General features: G+C 61.5%; 22 protein-coding genes and 1 pseudogene. 9 read left to right on the forward strand and 14 right to left on the reverse strand.

The features are described 5' to 3' along the window. Nucleotides 1–51 precede the first annotated feature (51 nt). The 4 genes from FJV83_RS35140 to FJV83_RS35155 all read right to left on the reverse strand — a co-directional run bounded on the left by FJV83_RS35140 (nucleotide 52) and on the right by FJV83_RS35155 (nucleotide 2,042). Nucleotides 52–735 (reverse strand): lytic transglycosylase domain-containing protein, encoded by a 684-nt coding sequence (locus tag FJV83_RS35140; RefSeq protein ID WP_024505647.1) that lies wholly within the window; start codon nucleotides 733–735, stop codon nucleotides 52–54. Beyond that, a complete protein-coding gene (locus FJV83_RS35145; RefSeq protein WP_024505646.1) occupies nucleotides 723–1,271 on the reverse strand; it encodes a S26 family signal peptidase in 549 nt (182 codons plus the stop codon). The genes FJV83_RS35140 and FJV83_RS35145 overlap by 13 nt, the downstream gene beginning before the upstream one ends. Beyond that, the gene (locus FJV83_RS35150) at nucleotides 1,268–1,537 is read right to left on the reverse strand and encodes a helix-turn-helix domain-containing protein (protein ID WP_024505645.1); all 270 of its coding nucleotides are present in this window, start codon (nucleotides 1,535–1,537) and stop codon (nucleotides 1,268–1,270) included. Before FJV83_RS35150 ends, FJV83_RS35145 begins: the two co-directional genes overlap by 4 nt. A 181-nt stretch (nucleotides 1,538–1,718) precedes the next feature. Then, the gene (locus FJV83_RS35155) at nucleotides 1,719–2,042 is read right to left on the reverse strand and encodes a DUF736 domain-containing protein (RefSeq protein WP_024505644.1); all 324 of its coding nucleotides are present in this window, start codon (nucleotides 2,040–2,042) and stop codon (nucleotides 1,719–1,721) included. Nucleotides 2,043–3,052: 1,010 nt separating this feature from the next. On the opposite strand from FJV83_RS35155, the gene FJV83_RS35160 reads away from it, so the two are divergent. From FJV83_RS35160 to groL, 3 genes and pseudogenes are all read left to right on the forward strand, one after another. Then, nucleotides 3,053–3,400 (forward strand): hypothetical protein, encoded by a 348-nt coding sequence (locus FJV83_RS35160; RefSeq protein WP_063169239.1) that lies wholly within the window; start codon nucleotides 3,053–3,055, stop codon nucleotides 3,398–3,400. A 62-nt stretch (nucleotides 3,401–3,462) separates the two neighbouring features. Then, a pseudogene (gene groES, locus FJV83_RS35165) lies at nucleotides 3,463–3,756 on the forward strand (co-chaperone GroES); the annotation flags it as partial. 65 nt (nucleotides 3,757–3,821) lie between these two features. Beyond that, nucleotides 3,822–5,477, forward strand: a complete 1,656-nt coding sequence (groL, locus tag FJV83_RS35170; RefSeq protein ID WP_063169240.1) for a chaperonin GroEL — start codon at nucleotides 3,822–3,824, stop codon at nucleotides 5,475–5,477. Nucleotides 5,478–5,634: 157 nt separating this feature from the next. Here groL and FJV83_RS35175 read toward each other — a convergent pair whose 3' ends face one another. From FJV83_RS35175 to FJV83_RS35185, 3 genes are all read right to left on the reverse strand, one after another. Beyond that, on the reverse strand, nucleotides 5,635–6,636 hold the full coding sequence (locus tag FJV83_RS35175; protein WP_063169241.1) for a zincin-like metallopeptidase domain-containing protein: 1,002 nt from the start codon (nucleotides 6,634–6,636) through the stop codon (nucleotides 5,635–5,637). A gap of 732 nt (nucleotides 6,637–7,368) precedes the next feature. After that, the gene (locus FJV83_RS37390; protein WP_126057771.1) at nucleotides 7,369–7,674 is read right to left on the reverse strand and encodes a thioredoxin domain-containing protein; all 306 of its coding nucleotides are present in this window, start codon (nucleotides 7,672–7,674) and stop codon (nucleotides 7,369–7,371) included. Between the two features lie 150 nt (nucleotides 7,675–7,824). Then, complete coding sequence (locus FJV83_RS35185; protein ID WP_210326676.1) at nucleotides 7,825–9,039, reverse strand: cation:dicarboxylase symporter family transporter; 1,215 nt, start codon at nucleotides 9,037–9,039, stop codon at nucleotides 7,825–7,827. A gap of 706 nt (nucleotides 9,040–9,745) precedes the next feature. On the opposite strand from FJV83_RS35185, the gene FJV83_RS35190 reads away from it, so the two are divergent. Then, nucleotides 9,746–10,135, forward strand: a complete 390-nt coding sequence (locus FJV83_RS35190; RefSeq protein WP_024505560.1) for a hypothetical protein — start codon at nucleotides 9,746–9,748, stop codon at nucleotides 10,133–10,135. A 189-nt stretch (nucleotides 10,136–10,324) separates the two neighbouring features. Here the strand turns inward: FJV83_RS35190 and FJV83_RS35195 are convergent, their stop codons facing one another. The 3 genes from FJV83_RS35195 to FJV83_RS35200 form a co-directional block, all read right to left on the reverse strand. Continuing rightward, on the reverse strand, nucleotides 10,325–10,570 hold the full coding sequence (locus tag FJV83_RS35195; protein ID WP_063169243.1) for a hypothetical protein: 246 nt from the start codon (nucleotides 10,568–10,570) through the stop codon (nucleotides 10,325–10,327). Between the two features lie 174 nt (nucleotides 10,571–10,744). Beyond that, nucleotides 10,745–10,879 (reverse strand): hypothetical protein, encoded by a 135-nt coding sequence (locus tag FJV83_RS37645; RefSeq protein ID WP_256754986.1) that lies wholly within the window; start codon nucleotides 10,877–10,879, stop codon nucleotides 10,745–10,747. After that, a complete protein-coding gene (locus tag FJV83_RS35200; RefSeq protein ID WP_224570941.1) occupies nucleotides 10,872–11,342 on the reverse strand; it encodes a hypothetical protein in 471 nt (156 codons plus the stop codon). The genes FJV83_RS37645 and FJV83_RS35200 overlap by 8 nt, the downstream gene beginning before the upstream one ends. Before the next feature lie 599 nt (nucleotides 11,343–11,941). On the opposite strand from FJV83_RS35200, the gene FJV83_RS37395 reads away from it, so the two are divergent. Next, a complete protein-coding gene (locus FJV83_RS37395; protein ID WP_063169245.1) occupies nucleotides 11,942–12,190 on the forward strand; it encodes a DUF6074 family protein in 249 nt (82 codons plus the stop codon). A 365-nt stretch (nucleotides 12,191–12,555) separates the two neighbouring features. Here FJV83_RS37395 and FJV83_RS35210 read toward each other — a convergent pair whose 3' ends face one another. The 4 genes from FJV83_RS35210 to panB all read right to left on the reverse strand — a co-directional run bounded on the left by FJV83_RS35210 (nucleotide 12,556) and on the right by panB (nucleotide 15,840). Then, complete coding sequence (locus FJV83_RS35210; RefSeq protein WP_063169246.1) at nucleotides 12,556–13,188, reverse strand: acyl-homoserine-lactone synthase; 633 nt, start codon at nucleotides 13,186–13,188, stop codon at nucleotides 12,556–12,558. 92 nt (nucleotides 13,189–13,280) lie between these two features. Then, complete coding sequence (locus tag FJV83_RS35215) at nucleotides 13,281–14,000, reverse strand: LuxR family transcriptional regulator (protein WP_063169247.1); 720 nt, start codon at nucleotides 13,998–14,000, stop codon at nucleotides 13,281–13,283. Nucleotides 14,001–14,098: 98 nt separating this feature from the next. Continuing rightward, entirely contained in the window at nucleotides 14,099–15,007 is a 909-nt protein-coding gene (gene panC / locus FJV83_RS35220; protein ID WP_063169248.1) for a pantoate--beta-alanine ligase, read from the reverse strand. Beyond that, the gene (panB, locus tag FJV83_RS35225; protein WP_063169249.1) at nucleotides 15,004–15,840 is read right to left on the reverse strand and encodes a 3-methyl-2-oxobutanoate hydroxymethyltransferase; all 837 of its coding nucleotides are present in this window, start codon (nucleotides 15,838–15,840) and stop codon (nucleotides 15,004–15,006) included. The genes panC and panB overlap by 4 nt, the downstream gene beginning before the upstream one ends. A 171-nt stretch (nucleotides 15,841–16,011) precedes the next feature. On the opposite strand from panB, the gene FJV83_RS35230 reads away from it, so the two are divergent. The 4 genes from FJV83_RS35230 to nadC all read left to right on the forward strand — a co-directional run bounded on the left by FJV83_RS35230 (nucleotide 16,012) and on the right by nadC (nucleotide 20,432). After that, the gene (locus tag FJV83_RS35230; RefSeq protein ID WP_024505567.1) at nucleotides 16,012–16,974 is read left to right on the forward strand and encodes a membrane protein; all 963 of its coding nucleotides are present in this window, start codon (nucleotides 16,012–16,014) and stop codon (nucleotides 16,972–16,974) included. Between the two features lie 62 nt (nucleotides 16,975–17,036). Further along, on the forward strand, nucleotides 17,037–18,011 hold the full coding sequence (gene nadA, locus FJV83_RS35235) for a quinolinate synthase NadA (RefSeq protein WP_063169250.1): 975 nt from the start codon (nucleotides 17,037–17,039) through the stop codon (nucleotides 18,009–18,011). After that, a complete protein-coding gene (locus FJV83_RS35240) occupies nucleotides 18,008–19,549 on the forward strand; it encodes an L-aspartate oxidase (RefSeq protein WP_063169251.1) in 1,542 nt (513 codons plus the stop codon). Before nadA ends, FJV83_RS35240 begins: the two co-directional genes overlap by 4 nt. A 1-nt stretch (nucleotide 19,550) precedes the next feature. Beyond that, nucleotides 19,551–20,432 carry a carboxylating nicotinate-nucleotide diphosphorylase gene (gene nadC / locus FJV83_RS35245; RefSeq protein ID WP_063169252.1) on the forward strand — a complete coding sequence of 294 codons (882 nt, stop codon included), beginning with the start codon at nucleotides 19,551–19,553 and terminating at the stop codon, nucleotides 20,430–20,432. Nucleotides 20,433–20,486 lie beyond the last annotated feature (54 nt).

Consider the following 20,486-nt stretch of genomic DNA (forward strand, 5'->3'; position numbering starts at 1 on the left):
TATCTTGCCTTCCGCGCCCAGCCCCGCCAGACGCGCCCCCGTCCGCCATGGCTAACGCACCGGCTCCTTCGGCTGCGCGCCGTCCTTGCCGAGCGGCACGAAGAGATCGCCGTTTCGCACGCCTGAGTGAACACCGTCATGAATGAAGAACAGCGACCGTCCGAGAGGAGCGATTTGCGCCTTTGGAGCGACAGATTGGCTTTCGAACGCCTCGATGTCGGCCGCCGAAACTCCGGCCGCCTTGAGTTGGTCGAGGTACTCGACGGTCTCTTCTGGCAGCGGTTTGCCACGCTTCAAATGCTCGTCGTAGCGCTCGGGACCGGCATTGTAGGCGCCAAACAGGCCAGGAAATCCGAAGCGGTCATACATGGCACTGAGATAGGCCGTGCCGGCCAGGATATTGTCGCGCGGATCGTGGGGGTTAGGCCCAAGGCCGTGTTCGACCCGCATCTCTTCATAGGTGCCGGGCATCACCTGCATGAGGCCCATGGCGCCAGCGGGGGAGGTGATGGGGCGGCCGCCGCGCATTGTCTTGCCGCCGCTTTCGGCAGCCATGACGGCATAGATCCAGGCTTGGGGAATATGGAAGCGCCGGCTTGCTTCCGATACCAACGTCTGCCACTTTCGCAGCTGCGGACTTTGGGAGATGGCGACCGGCTCAGCGCCGGTCGAGGCGGAACAGGCGCATGGCGCAATGGCGATCATGCCCAACAAGAGGAGGGTCACTCGGTCCATAGTGGTACGAGCCTCCCGATGACATTTTGAGTGGGAACAGGCCCGAAATAGCGGCTGTCGAAGGAGCGGTTTTTGTCGCTGCCGAGCAGGAAAACCTCGTTATCCCCGAGCGCTCGGCAGCCGTTCCACCATGGCAAAGGTCGGCCTTCGGCGTCGATTTTGAGCCGGCGCGCGACGATGTCGCCGCCGATGATGATGGCGTCATTGAAGGCGCAGACATTATCGTCCGGCAGCGCTGCAAGACGTTTTGCCAGCGGCACATTGCGAGGCAGATAGCTGCGCTCGGCGGCGAGATACGCCGCGTATTCAGGCGGGCGCACGAGCACGAGATCGCCACGCGCCAGCGCTCCCGCAGCGATGCGGTAAAGGCCGATCGGCGCGCTGGCCGAGGCGTTCCAGACCAGCCAAGGGGCGGGCTTTCCCAGCGCCGTGAAGCCCAAAAGACCGAGACCGGCCGCGGCCAAGGCGACCGTCTTACGGGCTCGAACACGCCTCAGGCGGCTGCCGATCAGATGGATGGAAGGGCGCCGCCTCATGAACGGCCTCCCGTGCCGCCCTGGCCGGAACCGGCCTTGCCATCGCCGGCGATGGAGTGCTGCGGGTGTCCTTTCGACCAATGGTCGAGTTCGTCGATGTGATAGCGGACATAGCGGCCGTGCTTGCGGAATTTCGGGCCGCCGCCCTTGAGCCGCATCTTTTCGAGCGTGCGCTGGGAGAGCCCGATATAGAAGGCGGCTTGGGCTGTGCTGAGAAACGGGCTGCCCTTTTTCGCGCGGGCCGCGCGTTCGTTTTCGTCGTCCATGATGATCCTCGTTTCGCTTCGGACAAGCGAGGGCGAGGATGGGCGAGGGAGATCGTCTCGGGGACGGGCGAAGAGTCGGGGGAGAGTTTTCGCCGCCCTTTAGGGCGGACGGGGTTTGGGTGGAACTCCTGGGAATGAGCCCCGCGCCGGGGCTGCGGCGCGAGGCTCTTATCTCGGCCGGTCAGTCGGCCGGGTTCCAGATGATGGCGTAGGTGTCGTGATCGTCCTGGCCGGCGGCTCGGCCGAGATTGGCGTAGAGCTTGCGCGGTCCGAACTCCGGCGCTGCAATCGACAGGCTCACATAATCCTTGCCGGAAGTCTCGCCGGTGCGGATCCAGCCAGCGCCGACTTCGACCCCTTGCGTAAGCACCCGGAAGTCGGGATGGTTATCGGCGCTCTTGGCCTGGTTGGGGACGATATCGATGTCGGCGCGGACGCTGAGCGTCTTGAACTGGCCCTTGTAGGCGCCGTTTTCCTGCTTGTTGACGTAACCGATCGCGGTCATTTCGAAGTCTCCTTTTGTGGTTTCGCCGGGGACCATCCCCTGCGATGGCGCACCGTAATGGGCGCGTCAGGACCGCCTGAATCCGACAGGGCCGCAGCGACAGTGAAGGACCCGAGCGGGCAGCTTTTTTGTGAGCGAAGCGGCGCGAGGAAGCCGCCGCAGGCGGCGGGGAAAAAAGCTGATGGCGCGAGGGTTTCGGGCGGCCGGACCCGCCCATAGGTCGACAAGCCAGCCGCAGGGATGGTCCTTGGAGAGAGCATGGAGACCGCTCGCCAAGTGCGGTCTGTCAGCCAAGCAGGACGCCGGGATGAAACGGCCTGCAAAGATGCTGCGCCCTTATGCCGGATCGAGATCGTGCCAGCGGGTCGGGCGCCAGAGCAGACATCCGGCATGGTGCGATCTATGAAAGCAGGGCTCGCCAGCGGGAATTTGATACGCGAGGGGGCCAAAGTAAGGCTGGATGAGAAGCCGGTGCTACCTGCAGGTCCAGTGTCATGTGGCGGCGCTCGGGAAACCGCTACGCAATGTAACGCGCTCTTATGAGGCGAACAGACCGGCCCCAAAACCGATCGACCGGTGGTCGGCGCGAAACGCGTCATGCCTGTCCGAAAGCTGACAGTGGCAGAAGACGCATGTCGGGTTCCGCACAATTGACCATGCTGGATTTGTGAGGTTTTCAGGGAGAGCCATGCGTTCACTTCCCAGTGAGCTTTGGCACGGCATTTGCTCTTGATGTGGCAACACGGATCGAAGGTTGACTGCATGCACAAGCGCGAGATGAGCAATGCTCTCCTTTCCTGGAGGCTTGGCAGCAGATTCGATTTGACGTTGCGAGGAGCTTCAGCCGCTCGCGGCGGAAGTGATCTCAAATCTGAAGGCACCGTTGGGGCCGCAGCCATCAAACACATCTTTCTCTTTTTCGCAGCTCGTCTTCAACGCGATGCGGACTTCTTCGCGTCGACGGCGGCCGAAGGTGGAGAAGGGGCTCGACTTGCAAAAAGGAGTTGTCAATGACGTCTTACGTTCGCACCAACAGCCCGGCGCAGGTGCGCTCACTGTCCACCTTTGGCAAGCATCTGCAAAGGAGCGTGCTGACGGCGACGCTGCTTGCCGCGGCTTCGACGGGAAGTGAAGCGCAGCCCTATGTTCGTGCTGACGGCAGCACGACTGACGACTTGGAAGCGGCGCGAGCAAGTTGGCGTCATGACGCCGAATTCAATGGAAATGTGGGGCTCGCAGCCATCAACGCGGATGCCGCGTATGCGTTGGGTTCCACCGGGGAGGGGGCCAGAGCTCCTCGCCTGCCCTCGTCCGTCTTGACGAGTGCCCGCTTACAGCCTACCTCACTATCGCGTTAGCACTCGTCCATCGCGAGTGCTAACAAAAACCCCTCAACAGCGCACCAGGGAAAAATCCGAAAATGGCAAAGTCGAAGTTCCGCCCGCTGCATGACCGCGTGGTCGTTCGCCGGGTCGAATCCGAATCCAAGACCGCTGGCGGGATCATCATCCCCGACACGGCAAAGGAAAAGCCGCAGGAAGGCGAGATCATCGCTGTCGGCTTCGGCGCTCGTGACGAAGCTGGCAAGCTGGTCCCGCTGGACGTCAAGGCCGGCGACCGCATCCTGTTCAGCAAGTGGTCGGGCACGGAAGTCAAGCTCAATGGCGAAGACCTTCTGATCATGAAGGAATCCGACATCATGGGCATCATCGGCTCATATCAGGCCCTTTCGTCAACTGAATTCCCGGGCTCGATTGAAGCCCCTGCCAGGAGCTAAAAATGGCTGCCAAAGACGTAAAATTCTCCCGCGATGCCCGCGAGCGCATGCTGCGCGGTGTCAACATCCTCGCTGACGCGGTGAAGGTCACGCTCGGCCCCAAGGGCCGCAACGTGGTCATCGACAAGTCGTTCGGCGCCCCGCGCATCACCAAGGACGGCGTCACCGTCGCCAAGGAAATCGAGCTTGAGGACAAGTTCGAAAACATGGGCGCGCAGATGGTCCGCGAAGTTGCTTCGAAGACCAACGACATCGCTGGCGACGGCACCACGACCGCGACCGTTCTGGCGCAGTCGATCGTCCAGGAAGGCCACAAGGCCGTTGCCGCCGGCATGAACCCGATGGACCTGAAGCGCGGCATCGACCTCGCGGTAACCGACGTCGTTGCGACCCTGATCAAGAACGCCAAGAAGATCAAGACCTCCGAAGAGGTTGCCCAGGTCGGCACCATCGCCGGCAACGGCGATGCTTCGGTCGGCAAGATGATCGCCGAAGCGATGCAGAAGGTCGGCAACGAAGGCGTCATCACGGTTGAGGAAGCCAAGACCGCCGAGACCGAACTCGAAGTCGTCGAAGGCATGCAGTTCGACCGCGGCTACCTCTCGCCCTACTTCGTCACCAACGCCGACAAGATGGTTGCCGAACTCGAGGACGTCTACATCCTCCTGCACGAGAAGAAGCTGTCCAACCTCCAGGCCATGCTGCCGGTTCTCGAAGCCGTCGTGCAGACCTCGAAGCCGCTGCTCATCATCTCGGAAGACGTCGAAGGCGAGGCTCTGGCCACGCTGGTCGTCAACAAGCTGCGTGGCGGCCTGAAGATCGCCGCCGTCAAGGCGCCGGGCTTCGGTGATCGCCGCAAGGCCATGCTGGAAGACATCGCCATCCTCACCGGTGGCCAGGTCATCTCGGAAGACCTCGGCATCAAGCTCGAGAACGTCGGCCTCAACATGCTCGGCCGCGCCAAGAAGGTGTCGATCTCCAAGGAGAACACCACCATCGTCGACGGCGCCGGCAAGAAGGCCGAGATCCAGGGCCGCGTTGCCCAGATCAAGCAGCAGATCGAAAAGACCACTTCGGACTACGACAAGGAGAAGCTGCAGGAACGTCTGGCGAAGCTCGCCGGCGGCGTTGCGGTGATCCGCGTCGGCGGTGCGACGGAAGTCGAAGTCAAGGAAAAGAAGGACCGCGTCGATGACGCCCTCAACGCGACCCGCGCGGCCGTCGAAGAAGGCATCGTTGCTGGTGGTGGCGTCGCGCTGCTGCGCGCTTCGGCCAACATCAAGGCCACCGGCGTCAATGCCGACCAGGCCGCCGGCATCAACATCGTGCGTCGTGCGCTGCAGGCTCCGGCCCGCCAGATCGCGGCCAACGCCGGTGCGGAAGCATCGATCGTTGCCGGCAAGATCCTTGAGAACAAGGGCGCGACCTTCGGCTACAACGCCCAGACCGGCGAGTATGGCGACATGATCGCCATGGGTATCGTCGATCCGGTCAAGGTTGTCCGTACGGCTCTTCAGGACGCGGCCTCGGTCGCCGGCCTGCTGGTCACCACCGAAGCCATGATCGCGGAGGCTCCGAAGAAGGAGTCGGCTGGCGGCGGCATGCCTGGCGGCATGGGCGGCGGCGGCATGGGCGGCATGGGCGGCATGGATTTCTAATCCAGCTCTGGCAGCTTTCGCAACGAGAGGGCGGCATCAATGCCGCCCTCTTTTTTTGCGAACCTCGGTCCGATGAACGATCGACGCCAACGCCGGCCATCGGCGTTAGGGCAACCTCAAAAGAACTGTCGAGTTGGTTGCGCGCGGCTTTGCGTCATCAGAGGCGCAAGGCGGTCGCGTGTGAGGATTGCGCGCTCCCATAGGCGGTTTCGGCATGTGCCTCGCCTTCGACATCGACATTGCGGCCAAGCAGGAAATCGGCGGCTTTCGAGGCATGGCTTGCGGCGCGGAAGATGGCGCGGTTGTCCTCGCGCAAAACCGTCAGCCATGAGCCGATGTAGTCGGCATGGCGCACGGTCGGCTCGATGCCGAGACTGCTGCAGATGAAGGCTGATGCGATTTCGGCGACCAGTTCCTCGCGCGCATAGGTGTTGGACCCGAAGGAGCCGGACAGGTCGCGCGCGAGTCGCCTCGGGTGGCCGGTCCAGTGGCCAAGCTCGTGAAAGCAGGTCCGGTAATAGTCGATCTGGTGGAAGAAAGCCGGCTGCGGCGGCACCTGTATGGTGTCGCTGCCGGGCATGTAGAAGGCGCGCTCGCCGCCGACGCGAAAATCAGCGCCGGTTGCATGAATGAGCGCCTCGGCCTGCGGGACCATCTCGCGCTCAGGCAGAGGCTCGCCGGCGGCGTAAAGATGTTCGGGCAGATTATCGCACTGCGCGACATTGAAGACGGTGAAGCGCTTCAGGAAGGGCACCGCCTGCGGTTCGTCGCCATCGGTGTCGGCGCGTTGCTTTTCGTTCTTGGGAACAAAGCGGTCAGCGTGAACGATGGTGGTGCCGTGCTCGCCCTTCCTGACATTGCCGCCAAGCGAAAGCGCCTGCCGGAAGGTGAGCCAGTTCTGGCTGGGGAAACCGCGCTCGATGACCGCGCCCCACAGGATCAGGATATTGATGCCGGAATATCGGCGCTGGGTGGCCGCATTCCGCGGCAGGCCGAGGCCTGTCCTTGCCCTGCCCCACGGCTTGACCCATGGCACGGTGCCGCGCTCCAGTTCGGCAATGATGCGGTCGGTGATTTCCTGATAAAGGCTGGCGCCGGTGCGCCCGCCGCTGTCTGCGCCAGCCTGTCGGCTGCCGCAACGTTTGTTGTTTGCACGCATCGTGATGTCCTCCGCTCTACAATCGCGCGCCCTCCCCGGAAGCGGGGTGGGCGGCAAAAGCGACCGGAAAGGCCCGCCGTCGGAGGCGGACTGCATCAGCAGGACCGGAACGGAGTGGAGGACCCGAAAGCGACAAGCGAAGGGTTGCGGGACGCCGCGGCGGGCCTAGAAGGGAGTGCTGCCCACCCTGCGCCAGGGGGAAGGCCACAATAGAAAGACGCCGGCCGACAGGCCGGCGACCGTCAGCAGCCGAAGGCTGCCCCGCGCCAGGGGGCGATGCCGCAGGGCCAAGACCGCCTGAGCTTGCCGAAGAAAAGCGGGCTCGGTTCACGAGCACCCGGCCAGCGACTTCAGGCGCGGGCGCTCAGGATTGTTGTTGGCGCCCACGGCAGCTGGATGACCGCAACAAGATTACGAGGAGCGACAGCAAAGCCAGCTGCCACAAACGGCACGCTCCGGCAACAACAGCGTGGCCGGTCTACAGATGCTGCCCCGCACGAGAGCCAGCACGCTTTGAGCGCGCATCGGCGATGCAAGCGTTGCAAGCTGGCCATGTCCACAAGGTCGGCGACCACTATATCGCCGACCACCAACGCGGGCGTACCGTCTAAGTGCAGACCTTTCGCGAGTGCGCGGACGCGCGCATTTCATCTGCGATGGCCGGATCTTGCATTCCCGCTTGAGCTGCTCAACGTCAAGGCCTACACGCGCTGCGATCTTGAGAGTGACCCTTCAACTGGGGGAAATCATAAGGGCGCGGTGGAATTCGTCGAACTTTCCCTGTTTTCTCGAGGCGAGTGCGGCGAAGGCTGGGAATTGGGAATCCGGTCCCAGGACCGGGAACTGTTTGATCACAAGCTTCAGATTGGGCTCATGCTTGAAGGCTTTTTGGTAGTTGATATCAGCCAGTCTGCAATGCGGACAGTTGTGGTAGTCATTGAATATGACCAGAACGGCATCGCCTTGCGGGTTGCCGGCGATTGGCGAAGGAGATCGTTGTCGAATGCGCCGCTCCACTTTTGCCTGTCGGTCGACCACGCCTGCCGGTGCAGGTTCGCGCTATATTGGCTCGCCAGCAAGGCGAGGAGTAAAAGAAGAGCTGCGACAGTGATGGCAGTCGGCTTAGACATGAGTCTCCAATCCATGGACGGCGTGGCAGCAACGGCCGCCTTTTTGGTGTAAAATGGGTCAGTTTTGATCGTGCCCCGCAGTTGCTACAGGCGCACAGGTGCCGGTGCGATCTGGCGGTTTCTCAAATACGGCTTTGCGCCATCGGGTCCACCCCAATAGCTGAGCGTCGTTCGCACGGGGAATTGTGTTCACCACGCCGGGCGACTTGACCGTCCACCGCCAGAGCGCTGAACGGTCCGCTAGTGAGGCGCTCCCCGAATCGTCGTTTATCCCGCTCGCCCCGGACCGGGTGACAGCCAGCGTTGCCGCTACGCTGCGGAGAAAAACCGTCAGCGCGTGGCATTCGGACATAAGCTGATCGACGCCAAGAATAAGCCCCACGGAGGTGACCGGTGCGGCCGGAACAAGAAAGAGCGTTGCAGCCATTGTGACGAGGCCTGCACCGGTAATGCGGGTTGTTCCGTTCGAAGGGAACAATGCGACAAACAGCATGAGGATCCGGCAGCCGATCGGGAGATCAGTTTTCGTCGCTTGGGCGATGAAAAGGGCGGCGAGCATCATATTCGTGCCGTCCAGATTGAATGGAATGAGACCCACGACCGAATGCGTGGCGCCGGCCTTTTCCATCTTCTCCATGAGCGAGGCCAGCGCGGCCTCTGAGGAGGACATTGCGAGCAGCAGCTCGTCCTTGATGTATCGGACGAGAGAGAAGAGCGAGCGGCCGTTGTAGCGGCAGACCGCGCCGAACAGGATCGAGAGGAACAGGACCGAGAGGAACAAGACTTGCAGGATGTCGCCTTCCGCGAAGGCACTGGCAATCGTTGACGGGATGATGTTCATCAGGAAGCTGGTCACGGACTGCTCGTGAGCCGTGGCCACATAGCCCTTAACGGCTTCGACATCGAGCGAGGCCGGATCGATGTTGAGGCCGGCGCCAGGCTGAACGATATTCGCGACAATCAGCCCGACAAGGAGTGCTAGCGTCGAGAAGGTAAGGAAATAAACCATCGCCTTGGCGGCAACTCGGCCGACCTTCTGCAGATCGCTCATGCCGGCAATGCCGGTCGCCATTGTCAGGAAGATGACAGGTACGGTGATTATCTTGACGACATCGACGAAGGCATCGCAGAGCGGCTTCAGGCTGTGGCCGGTCTCCAAATGGAAATAGCCGATTGCGGCACCCAGGATTATGGCGGCAAGTACCTGCACGTAGGTCCGGGCAAAATGGCGCTTGCGGGGCGCTAAGATCGCGCGGGGAACTCTTGGAACCAACACCGTCTCTCTCCTTGACCGGATCGGGGTGGGGCTCCTCCCTCTCCCATGCAGTGCTCCGGTCGAACGCTGCGCCCACTTCGGCGCAAACGATGTGCCAAATAGCAAGAGGGGAAAACGCGCAGGACCTCACGCAATGCTTGCGATTCGCTCTCCCACACTCGTGCAGTGGTTGCCTGTCGCAACTATGGAAGGGTCGATTCTGGGAACTCCAAAGGCCGCTCTTTGCGTCGACGCAGCTTGGCTGCCTGGAAGGTTCCCTCTTTGCCTTGCGGTCTGCGAGCTGGGTCCAGATGGTCATCATTTGGCTGCGCGCTGCACGGGGCTCGAAAGATTCAATCGAGGACGGGTCCTCTTGGAAAACGGGGGCAGCGTTGGTCAAGCCCTTCCACCCTGCTGTCCCAATGGTGTTCAGAAGCTCAGTTCACGATCAAGCGATGGATCAGCGTCATCTGGCGTTTGCGCCATCGCGGCGGCGTTGCAACGGGTCTGCCAAAGATGAGCAGGCCGCGAGGCAGGGTCCGAGACCTAGACTCCAACCTCATAGCGCGCTCGGCTCGCGTTCGGAAGGTTCGAACCGCAGCACGATCAGGTGGCGACACCGTTGGTCGGAACCGGAACCCGACGAATGATCGTTCGTGACCGACATCTGTGAACAAGCAGTATGTGTCATTGCAATCACCACCCGTTGCGCGGAAATGCCCATATGGCCGTGAATGAACTGGATTTGGTGATTTTCCAGATGGCGGTGGAAAGCGTCCGCTTGCTCTCTTCAAGCTTTGATGAGAAGGCGGCTGAGATAGCCACGAGGAGCCGTGGTAGCCTTCTTTTTGACGTGCGGGTGGACGGTGACCTGGAGGTCCAGCGAGTCGCAGCCATTGGATATCCAGGCGACAAGATCGGTGTGGTGGCATTGGACCGAGAGGGCCTTGTTAGCTGTTGTTGCCTTGTCAATGGCACCTTCTCACCTTTCATTGCACCGTTGGAGAACTGGACCAGCATGCCCCTTTCGATGCAGGCCCAGATCGATGTCACAGGCTATGCGAGGCTCCTTCTGGCCGCCTTGCGAAATGCTGGACATATGCTGGACAGGTAGCATCGCGATGATGTCTGTGATGAGATGGTGCAAACGGCTGGATGAGGCGATCGCTTGCTGGCAGCTTTGGCAACAAAGCGATCGGTGAGTTCGCAATGCTGGAACACGTCCTTTAGACTCTGCAGTTAAGTTAGCGGACTACCATCTGACGAATGCCCTCTGACAGTCTGCATGGCGCGGCATGCCCTCTTAGGAATGCAGCCGTGGTTCTACACCATCGGCTGTTTTTGTGTCGAAGGCGACGGGCACGCCATGAACGAAGGAAGCGGCCGCCAACAGTTCCTCCAACTCGCGGTCGGTGGCCTTGCATGCCGGCATTAGTGTTCGGATGGCGCGGATCGCCTGCGCCATGGAGAGAAAGCGGACCCTTCCCCTGGAAAGGACATAGGCTTCTGCGGCTTTTTCGACGGTGACGGTGTGAAACGAATTGGTCATGACGAATTCCTCCCTGAACCCTGACCAACCCGACTTATGGCACGAATTCGACCGCCTTCAAGCCTATGTCCGATTGCGGACAATCGCTGCGATTCGTTCAAAACCGCTGATGCTTTTGGGCGACCTGGTGAGGGGCAAGGAGACGTCGGCTGAACCCGTTTCAACCGACATGCTTCAGGCAGCGGCCAGGCCGAAATAACGCTGCTCCTCCTTGTCATAAGCGCCATGTGTGAGCTTTATCAATCCGGCACGGTCGATGATCGTGATCTCGCCGCGCTTGGCGTGCACCAGTCCTCGATACTCAAGCATTTGCAGGGCCGTGGTGACCCCGGGCGGTGGGCGCGAGCATGGTCGCCAGAAATTCATGCGTCGGGAGGATCTTATCTCCTTCCGCACGGTCGTGGACCATCAGCTGCCAGCGGGCCAGCCGTTCTTCGACCTTGGAGTGGCCATTGACCAGTGCCGTCCGGCATGATTGGACGAGGAACGCGTGGGCATAGTCCAGCACTGAGGTGCGAAGCGACGGGCTAATCGCAGGGCGAAGGTTTTCAACCGGCAGGCGCCAGGTAGTGCTTTCCTTTCCGAGAATGACGGCAATTCCTTTCATCCCGTCATAGCCGACAATGCCGACTTCACCTTGCCGCCCGCCGGTCATGGTGGCGACCACCGACGCGATGCCCCTCTCGGGAAAATATACGTTCTTGATCGGCTGATGCGCGACCTCCAACTTGTCCTTGATGCCCGGTTCGACGTGATGCAGCGATGGTCGCAAAAGCGCGAAGTCCTGCGGGGTGAGGGCTTCAGCACCTGGTCGCGAAAGAGGGATCGGGCAAGGCTCTCTTCCAACGGGGCAAGAGCGCGTACGTCTTACTGTCGGCTGCACCGAAGTAAATGCCGGCCGATGCCAAAGCATAGGCTTCGAAACGCGCGATTGCAAAGCCCTGTCGGGGCAGTGCAGTCATGCTAGAAGTCGCGCCGCCTACGATAGGCAGCGGATGACATGATTCCCTTCTGCGGCGGCCACCAAGAACGGCTCGGGCACGCTTTAATCGTTCATACACAAGCTCGCAGGAATGTAAGCAGCGGAACAGTCGGGTGATTCGTACCGCCCTGCCCTTTCAGAGATCAAGTCATTGGACGTCAATTCGGCTGGAACGCCTCGTCGAACGGCCCAGGAAAATGCAGCCGGATGAGCAATGGTGGTTCACCTTATGTGCGGTCCCGGATATGCGGTCCGGCGGCTCATCTCCCAATGGCTTGTCGATGGGGAAGTGGAACTCGTCATGTCGCCGCGAACCGTCACCGCGCTAGCGGGGCTCTTTTGAAGACGCCGGTGTTTTTCTTTGTGGAACTGAATCTGTGAGGTGATTGATGCATGAATCAAACATTTGCGTATTTCCGCTGCATCGGCGACGTATATTGGTCGAAAGTATCGCCCAGGCCCTCGAGACCAAGAACGGCGAGGCGGCGAGCGCGTTCTGGCGCTGTGCCGCCAAGAAAATGCTCATTCAATTGTCCGATGTAGGAATTGCGCCAGAGCTCGCTGCGCAGGAGGTTGGAAGCCTTCTTCATGCGGTCTTGGACGACATGGCCAACCGAACGGTAATGCACAAAGCATAGGCTCGGGCGCTGTTGGACCGCGCGTCAGCTCGGGTCCTTATCGGGGGACTGCTCCGACTGGCCGACGGTCCGGCCAAACCGGCATACCGGCAAAGCTTTGAGGTTGCGATCGCTCACGGCGGCCGGTCCAATATTCTAAGACGACCTCAGAAGCCACGTTGGCTTCTTTGGACGAAGCGGAGGGGCGCCATTTTGGCGTGCTCACGCTGGACTGCGGGTTGCGCCTACGGAAATCCAAAGTCCGGCCGCGCGAGCCAATCGACCGGAACAGTCGAAAGCTCGTGGGGCGGGTCCGCTCACCCTCACGGCGGCGGTGGCGGCCGTGAGCAGACTTAACTCAAGTCACGGCTGAGCATCCGCAGGCGCTATGCCGATTGGATGAGAACTGGTTGCCACAACACCGGCCCGTTGAGGCGTCCCCTCCAGCGGATGCGCAAGAGACTGGCGTAGGAAATATCGAGGAAGCCGGCGACTGCCTCGGTGTTGCCGACCTGCTTGGGCTGTCCGATACGTGACAACGGCCAGGTCGCGAGACGAAGGATCCTTTCGATGCGCGTATCTGTCACCGTTACGATCCCGGAGAGATTGTTGGCCAAGCCGAATTCGATGATCCCCGCGAAGAGCTCGTAGGTTGCTTGGGCCAGGCCGCCAGCTGCCTTCGGCGCTGTCGCAGGGAGATCGAGCGCGAAACGACTACTCTCCCAGATATCGGCACTCGCAGGGACCACCATCTCATCCAGCAGCGTCGGAAACGTATCGCGCAACATTGTCGGTCCGGTGGTCGGCAAAAGGCGGACGCAGCCGCAAGTTCGCCAATCGGACCCCTTGAGAAGCAGGTAGACGGGGTTCAGGCTGTCAAACGAGTCCGTTTCCATTTCGCCTTCGGTCTGCACTTCCCAATCGAGCCGCTTCTTGAAAACCCGATACCTAAGTCCGTGCATTTCCTTGAGTTCGCTCGCAAACTCGGCGTAGCAGTCGGGTGTTATCAGCTGCATCATTGTCGTCTCCGTGCGGGATGTGTCCACGCAATCGAAGGGCAAAGCCGTCATGAATGCAGCCTGTAGACCTTTACAGCTAGACTTGGAGAGGATCAGGATCTCGCCCGAGCAGCCATCCGCACTACGGCCTGGTTGATGGTTCGCACGCCAAGCTTCGCCTTGGCGTTTTCCTGATGGAAGGTCACGGTGCGTTTCGAGACACCGAGAATCTGGCTGATATCCCAGGCCGACTTGCCGCACGCCGCCCATTTCAGGCACTCGAACTCCCGCCGGGTGAGCATTATGCCATCTACCACGCAATCTTCGGCGAGCCTGCGCCGGGCATGGATATGAACGTTGATCGCAACCAGTTGCATTGCTTTTTCGTAGCGCGTCAGCGACCTCAGAAATGGCGGATGCGCCTCGTTGGAGGCGAAGGTCAGTGCGGCGAACCGGCCGCGATGATCATGCATCGACATGGTCAGTCCGCCGCGAATGCCGAACTCAGCTGCTTTTTCCAGGACTTCCTGCTGAGAGGTCGGCAAATAACGGTGATCGCGGTCCACACCCCAGTCGAAGGTATCCCAGCCCCGCAGTCCCCGCAGGATCACGGGATCCACGCTGTGGTAGCGCTGTTGCAGGTAATGTGATGTCCATGATGATGGATAATTCGAGATCAATCGCGGCCTGTCGCCGGAAGCGGATGGGTAGGTGAAATAAGCGAAGAGCGGAAAGTCGAACCCGGCTGCGGCGGACGCCATTGCCTCATGGAGATCGACGGCATCGACGCTTGCAGAGAGTTGCTCGACCAAGGTTTCAAATACGCGATGCATCTGCGCTTAGCGTACCTCGCGGAGGTTGCTGGAAGCCGACGGAGACGTGGTTCTAAATGATGGCCTGTCCCTGCAGGGCATACGACGCGCCGCCGTCATCACCGCAATTGCTGTGCTGCTTCCGATTGGAGAGAGCTCCGCCCACCTGACCAACTACCGATGGGTGATATTGCGACGTTATCGATGAGCCGCGTGTCGCCAAGCCAAGCCGCAGCAAGCAAGCGTGCCGGTCGGTCAAGGCTTGCTAACGATTGCAGGTCTGTTTCTCCGCGAAGCTCCAGGTATTCGAGCTCGCGATAGCCGGCAGCCAGAATTGCTGCACGCGCTTCATCAAGCGTAGGCAGGATGGGGGAGCCGCGTGCAAGCCGCTCGGCCGTATCGAGCAGGACCGATGCTAGTTTTGGGGCAATGGCGCGTTGGGCTGGGGAGAGCCGCACGTTACGCGACGATAGCGCAAGACCATCGGCTTCGCGGACTGTCGGACAGGGCACAATAGTGATCGGAATGTCGAGATCCCGGACCAAGCGCCTGACAAGCTGAAGTTGCTGAAAATCCTTTTCGCCAAAAAAGGCGAAGTCAGCGCCGGCCTGCAGGAAGAGCTTGGCCACGACCGTCGCCACGCCATTGAAATGGCCGAGCCGGAATGCGCCGCAAAGGCATTCGCTGATGCCGGACACTGAAACGGCCGTGGCGAAGCCCACCTGGTACATTTCCTCTGTGTCCGGCACATAGAGCAGATGCGTGCCCAGCAGAGCGAGCTTGGCAGCATCGTCGCTTTCCGTCCGAGGGTAGGCAATCAGGTCGGCGGGGCTGTTGAACTGCTTGGGGTTTACGAACAGCGTCACGATCACCCGCTCGGCCCTTTCGAGCGCCTTCCGCACGAGGCTCAGATGCCCGTCGTGCAAGGCTCCCATGGTCGGCACAATACCGATCGTGGCACCCGAGCGACGCCATTGCGCAACGACGCCGCGCAGCTCGCTCACGGTTCGAGCGATCGGCACGCTCATGTGAAGTCACCGGCCTTCAAGGCGTTGACATAGAGATGTTCGACCGCCGGAAAGTGCCGGTTCCGCATATCGGTGGCGTAAGCGGCGATTGCCGCCTCAGCCTGCTCACCGAGCTCGGCATAGCGTTTGACGAACTTCGGCCGAAATGAGGTGAAGAGCCCGAGCATATCGTGGCTCACCAGAATCTGGCCGTCGCAAGCTGGCGAGGCACCGATGCCGATGGTGGGTATGTCGATATCGGCGGTTATCTGCCGTGCAAGCTGCTCCGGTATCTTTTCCAGCACCAAGGAGAAGGCGCCAGCTTCAGTTACCGCCCTGGCGTCGCGCCTGATCCGCTCTGCATCGGCTCCCCGGCCCTGCACACGATAGCCTCCAAACGTGTTTACCGCCTGCGGCGTCAGGCCCACATGGGCCATGACAGGTACGCCGCGCGCGGTAAGGAAGCGGATGGTTTCCGCGATGGTCTCGCCGCCCTCGATCTTTACCGCTGAACAACCGGTCTCACCCATCACGCGCGCAGCGTTGCCGAAAGCGTGCTCTGGGCTTTCCTCGTAGGAACCGAAGGGCAGGTCGACGACCATCAGCGCGTGTTCAAGGCCGCGGCGAACGGCCTGTCCGTGCATGATCATCATGTCGAGCGTGACCCCCAGCGTCGACGACAGGCCGTGCAGCACCATGCCGACGCTGTCGCCGACAAGAACGATGTCGCAGTGGCGATCGAGCAGCCTCGCGACCGGCGTGGTGTAGGCCGTCAAGCATACAAGTGGCGTCTGGCCTTTTCGCGATCGAATATCTGGAGGAGTCATCCCTTTTATCTCACCAGCCGCGCTCAACCGAGGCCCCTTCCCTTACGTTACCAACAGCGGGTGTCGCGTTTGGCATATTTTTGTGCGACTGCGAAGAGCTAAAAACAGCGCTTGAGTACTCCGGTGTTGACGTGCTGGCTTCCAAGGTTACATTCAATCGATTAAGGCGCTCCGTTGGGCCAACCCGCTTTCGCAAACATGGATCCTCAGACAAGAAGAACCAAGAAAGGCAAAGCCGCCGTCAAAGCTGACGAAGCCAAAGTGGACCTGACTGCCGTCGTGGTCGCCGTAAACGACAGTGAGCCCTGTGTCCTCACAGTCGGTCATGCGGACACCCTCCCTTCTGGACCTTTTGCCCTTGAGCATCGATCACTGCAGTCGGGTTTGAGGGGGTGGGTGGAGCAGCAGACCGGCCATGCACTTGGATACATCGAGCAACTCTACACCTTCGCCGATCGCGATCGCATCGGCACTGAGCGCCACCAGCGCGTCATCTCAATCAGCTATCTCGCATTGACCAGGAAGGAACAGGCAACGAACTCGGCCGCGTGCGGCTGGCAAAGTTGGTACGAATATTTTCCCTGGGAGGACCACCGCTTCGGCACGCCGCCTGTGCTGCTCGATAGATTGCGGCCCCGCCTGATTGAGTGGGCCGGCGGCGCCAGCGAGCCGACCACTCAACGCGAGCGCCGGCAGCGCGCTGCGATAGCCTTCGGCTTCGACGACCGCCATTGGAACGAGGAACTCACGCTCCAACGCTACGAGTTGCTCTATGAAGCTGCTCTGATTGAGGAGGCCGGTGGCGGCAGGGACGCGATTGCGGCCGCGGCTGGCAAACCAATGGTCGCTGACCACCGTCGTATTCTGGCAACCGGGATCGCGCGGCTGCGTTCGAAGATCAAATACCGGCCGGTCGTGTTCGAGCTTATGCGGCCTTCCTTCACGCTGCTGCAACTGCAGCGAACCGTGGAAGCTTTGGCTGGCAGGCTGATCAACAAGCCGAACTTCCGGAGATTGGTCGAGCAGCAGGAACTTGTTGAGGAGACCGGGGAGACCTCCCTCGACACGGGCGGCCGACCGGCGAAGCTTTATCGCTTCCGGCATGCCGTCCTCGACGACAGGGCTATCGCCGGGACAAAATTACCGCTGGCGCGGGCTTGACATACTTATAGTCAAGGTAGATATATTCCCTTATTGTCAAACCGAATATAATCGAGGCGCCAATGACTGGGGCGTTACCTATGGCTGCGTCCTTGTATGAGCGTGTCCGGCGGGTGATCCCACCCGTTGAATGGCCCGCGTTCGCCGGCGATATTGAAGCCATCTTAGCGCTGAAGCGTGAGCGCAATGCGGTGGTGCTGGCGCACAATTACCAGACGCCCGAAATTTTTCATTGCGTGGCAGACATCGTCGGCGACAGCCTGGCGTTGGCCCACAAGGCGGTGACGGTCGACGCCGACATCATCGTGGTTGCCGGCGTTCATTTCATGGCCGAGACGGCAAAACTGCTCAATCCGAACAAGACCGTGCTCATCCCGGATCTCCGCGCCGGCTGCTCGCTGGCCGAATCGATCACGGCAAACGACGTGCGGCTAATGCGGCTGCGGTATCCGGGGGTCCCCGTTGTTACTTACGTCAACACTTCCGCCGCCGTAAAAGCGGAGTCCGACATCTGCTGCACGTCCGGCAACGCCAAGGCGGTGGTGGAATCGCTTGGCGTGGCGCGTGTGCTGATGCTCCCGGACGAATATCTGGCGAGGAACGTGGCAGCCGATACAGACGTCGAGATCATCGCCTGGAAAGGCCATTGCGAGGTGCATGAGCGCTTCACCGCAGCAGACATCCGGGAACTGCGCGATGCCCATCCAGGCGTCATCGTGCTGGCCCATCCAGAATGCCCACCAGACGTTGTCGCGGAGGCGGAGTTCTCCGGCTCGACCGCGGCGATGTCGGATTATGTCGAGCGTGAGAAACCGAAGCGTGTCGTCCTTCTGACCGAATGTTCGATGAGCGACAACGTCGCGGTCGCGCATCCCGACGTCGAGTTCGTTCGCCCATGCAATCTGTGCCCGCACATGAAGCGCATCAACCTGGCCAACATTCGCGCCGCACTCGAGCAGAACCGGCATGAGGTCCGGATTGATCCCGAAATTGCCGGCCCCGCCCGCCGCGCGGTCGAGCGCATGCTTTCCCTATGAGTCTGGAGGTTCGCGAAATCGCGGGGGCGCCGGTCGTCATCGGCGGCGGCATTGCCGGCCTGATGACGGCGCTTCATCTGGCGCCGGAACCGGTCGTGCTTTTGACCAACGCGCCGCTTGGAACCGGAGCCTGCAGTGAACTTGCCCAGGGCGGTCTTGCGGCAAGTCTCGGGGGCGACGACGGCCCAGATTTTCACCTTTGCGACACGATAGCTGCCGGCGACGGACTCTGCGATGAGGCCACGGTGCGGCGAGTGGTACGAGCTGCACCCGAAGCGATTAGGACGATCCAAAGGTTCGGCGTCGACTTCGACCAGCACCCTGACCGCGCGTTGCGACTTGGGCTCGAGGCGGCACACTCGCGACGGCGGATTGTGCATGCAGCCGGCGACGCCACCGGTCGCGAGTTGGTGCGCGCGCTCGTCGCCGCGGTTCGGCGTACAGCCTCGATCACCATTATCGAAAATGTGGAGGTCCGCCGGCTGGTCGTGCAGGACGGGTCGGTCATCGCCGTGGTCGCAGCAGGACGAGCCGGCGCGCTCGCTCTGCCCACGCGTCGCGCGGTGCTGGCGACCGGCGGCGTCGGCGGGCTGTTTTGCGACACGACAAACCCCGCTGGCTCATGGGGTCACGGGCTGGCGCTCGCCGCATGGGCGGGGGCGGAACTCGCCGACTTGGAATTCATACAGTTCCATCCAACTGCGCTCGACGGTCCGCGCCGGCCGATGCCGCTGGTGAGCGAAGCCGTGCGTGGCGAAGGCGCGGTGCTCATCGATGAGCGAGGAGAGCGCTTCCTCGCCGACACACCTGGCGGTGAACTTGCGCCTCGCGACGTCGTAGCGCGCGCCATTTGGCACCAGCTTGCCGTTGGACGCCGCGTATTCCTGGACGCACGGCAAAGTCTCGGCCCGAGATTTGGCAAGCGTTTTCCAGGCATCGCCGAATTGTGCCGGAGCGCAGGAATCGACCCAGCGACCGACCTGATCCCGGTGCGCCCGGCGGCACATTATCACATGGGCGGCGTCGCCGTAGACAGCGCCGGCCGCAGCTCCATCGAGGGATTGTGGGCCTGCGGTGAGGTGGCCTGTACCGGCCTGCACGGCGCCAACCGCCTGGCCAGCAACTCGCTCACCGAAGCGGCGGTCACCGCGAGCTGGGTTGCCGAAAGCGTTGCCGGCACGTCGTATACCCGGCGACCGCGCAGATGCTCCACATTCGTCCCTCCACGACCAGACGCTTCCGTGGTCCGCCCGATTGTCTCCGCCGCCCTGGGTATCATCCGCGACGGCGAGGCAATGCGCGAAGCGGTGGCGACCCTGCTGCCGATCGCAGCCAATAGTGTCGCTGCCTCTGGTCCGGCTTTGGTCTCACTGATGATCGCCGCGGCGGCCCTGAGGCGGGAAGAGAGTCGAGGCGCGCACTGTCGGTCCGATTTCCCGCTCCACGATGCCAACGTGCGCCCATCACGGCTGACACTGCACAGCGCAATGCGGGCCGCGGCCGCACTCGATTGCCGGGCTACCATACGGAGCACTTGATATGACTTCATTCTCCCCCCTCCCCGCGACCCTGATCGAACCGATTGTGCGCGTTGCGCTCCTCGAAGACCTGGGCAGATCCGGCGACCTGACCACCGATGCGGTTATCCCGTATGATTGCACTGCCACGTTGGTGCTCAAAGCGAGGCAGGCGGGCGTCGTTGCCGGGCTCGATCTGGTCTCGTATGCCTTCCTTCTCGTGGAACCGGCGATCAACATCCAGATCTGGCGCCCTGATGGCAGCGAGGTTGGGGCCGGGGAAACCATTGCAAGATTGTCCGGACCCGCACGAGGCCTGCTCACGGCCGAACGCACGGCCCTCAATTTCTTATGCCGGCTGAGCGGCATTGCCACTGCCACAGCGGCCATGGTTGAGGCCGTGCGCGGTCACAAGGCGAGGATTGTATCGACGCGAAAGACGACGCCCGGGCTGCGGGCATTGGAGAAATACGCCGTGCGCGTCGGCGGCGGTGCCAATCACCGGTTCGGCCTCGATGACGGCGTGCTCATAAAGGACAACCACATCGCGATCGCCGGCGATATGCGCACAGCAATAGAGCGGGCGCGCGCCGCAGCAGGGCATATGGTGAAGGTCGAGGTCGAGGTCGACACGCTGAAGCAGCTCGATGCAGCGCTCGCGATTGGTGTTGACGCGGTGCTGCTCGACAATATGTCGGTCGAGGATCTTGCCCGCGCGGTTTCTATAGTGGATGGCCGTACGATCACCGAGGCGTCCGGTCGGGTGATGCCGAAAACGGCGGCGGCGATTGCGGCGACCGGTGTCGATCTCATCTCCATGGGTTGGCTGACGCACAGCGCCCCGATCCTCGACATCGGCCTGGACATGCCGGACCACCAGAACATCTGCAAGCACTTGAACTGAGGATTACGGCGTGAGGAGCAACATCAGCTCGGCAGGCGTAGGAGGTGCTGGAAA

The sequence above is a fragment of the Mesorhizobium sp. WSM4307 genome, from assembly GCF_007003945.1.
GTDB lineage: Bacteria > Pseudomonadota > Alphaproteobacteria > Rhizobiales > Rhizobiaceae > Mesorhizobium.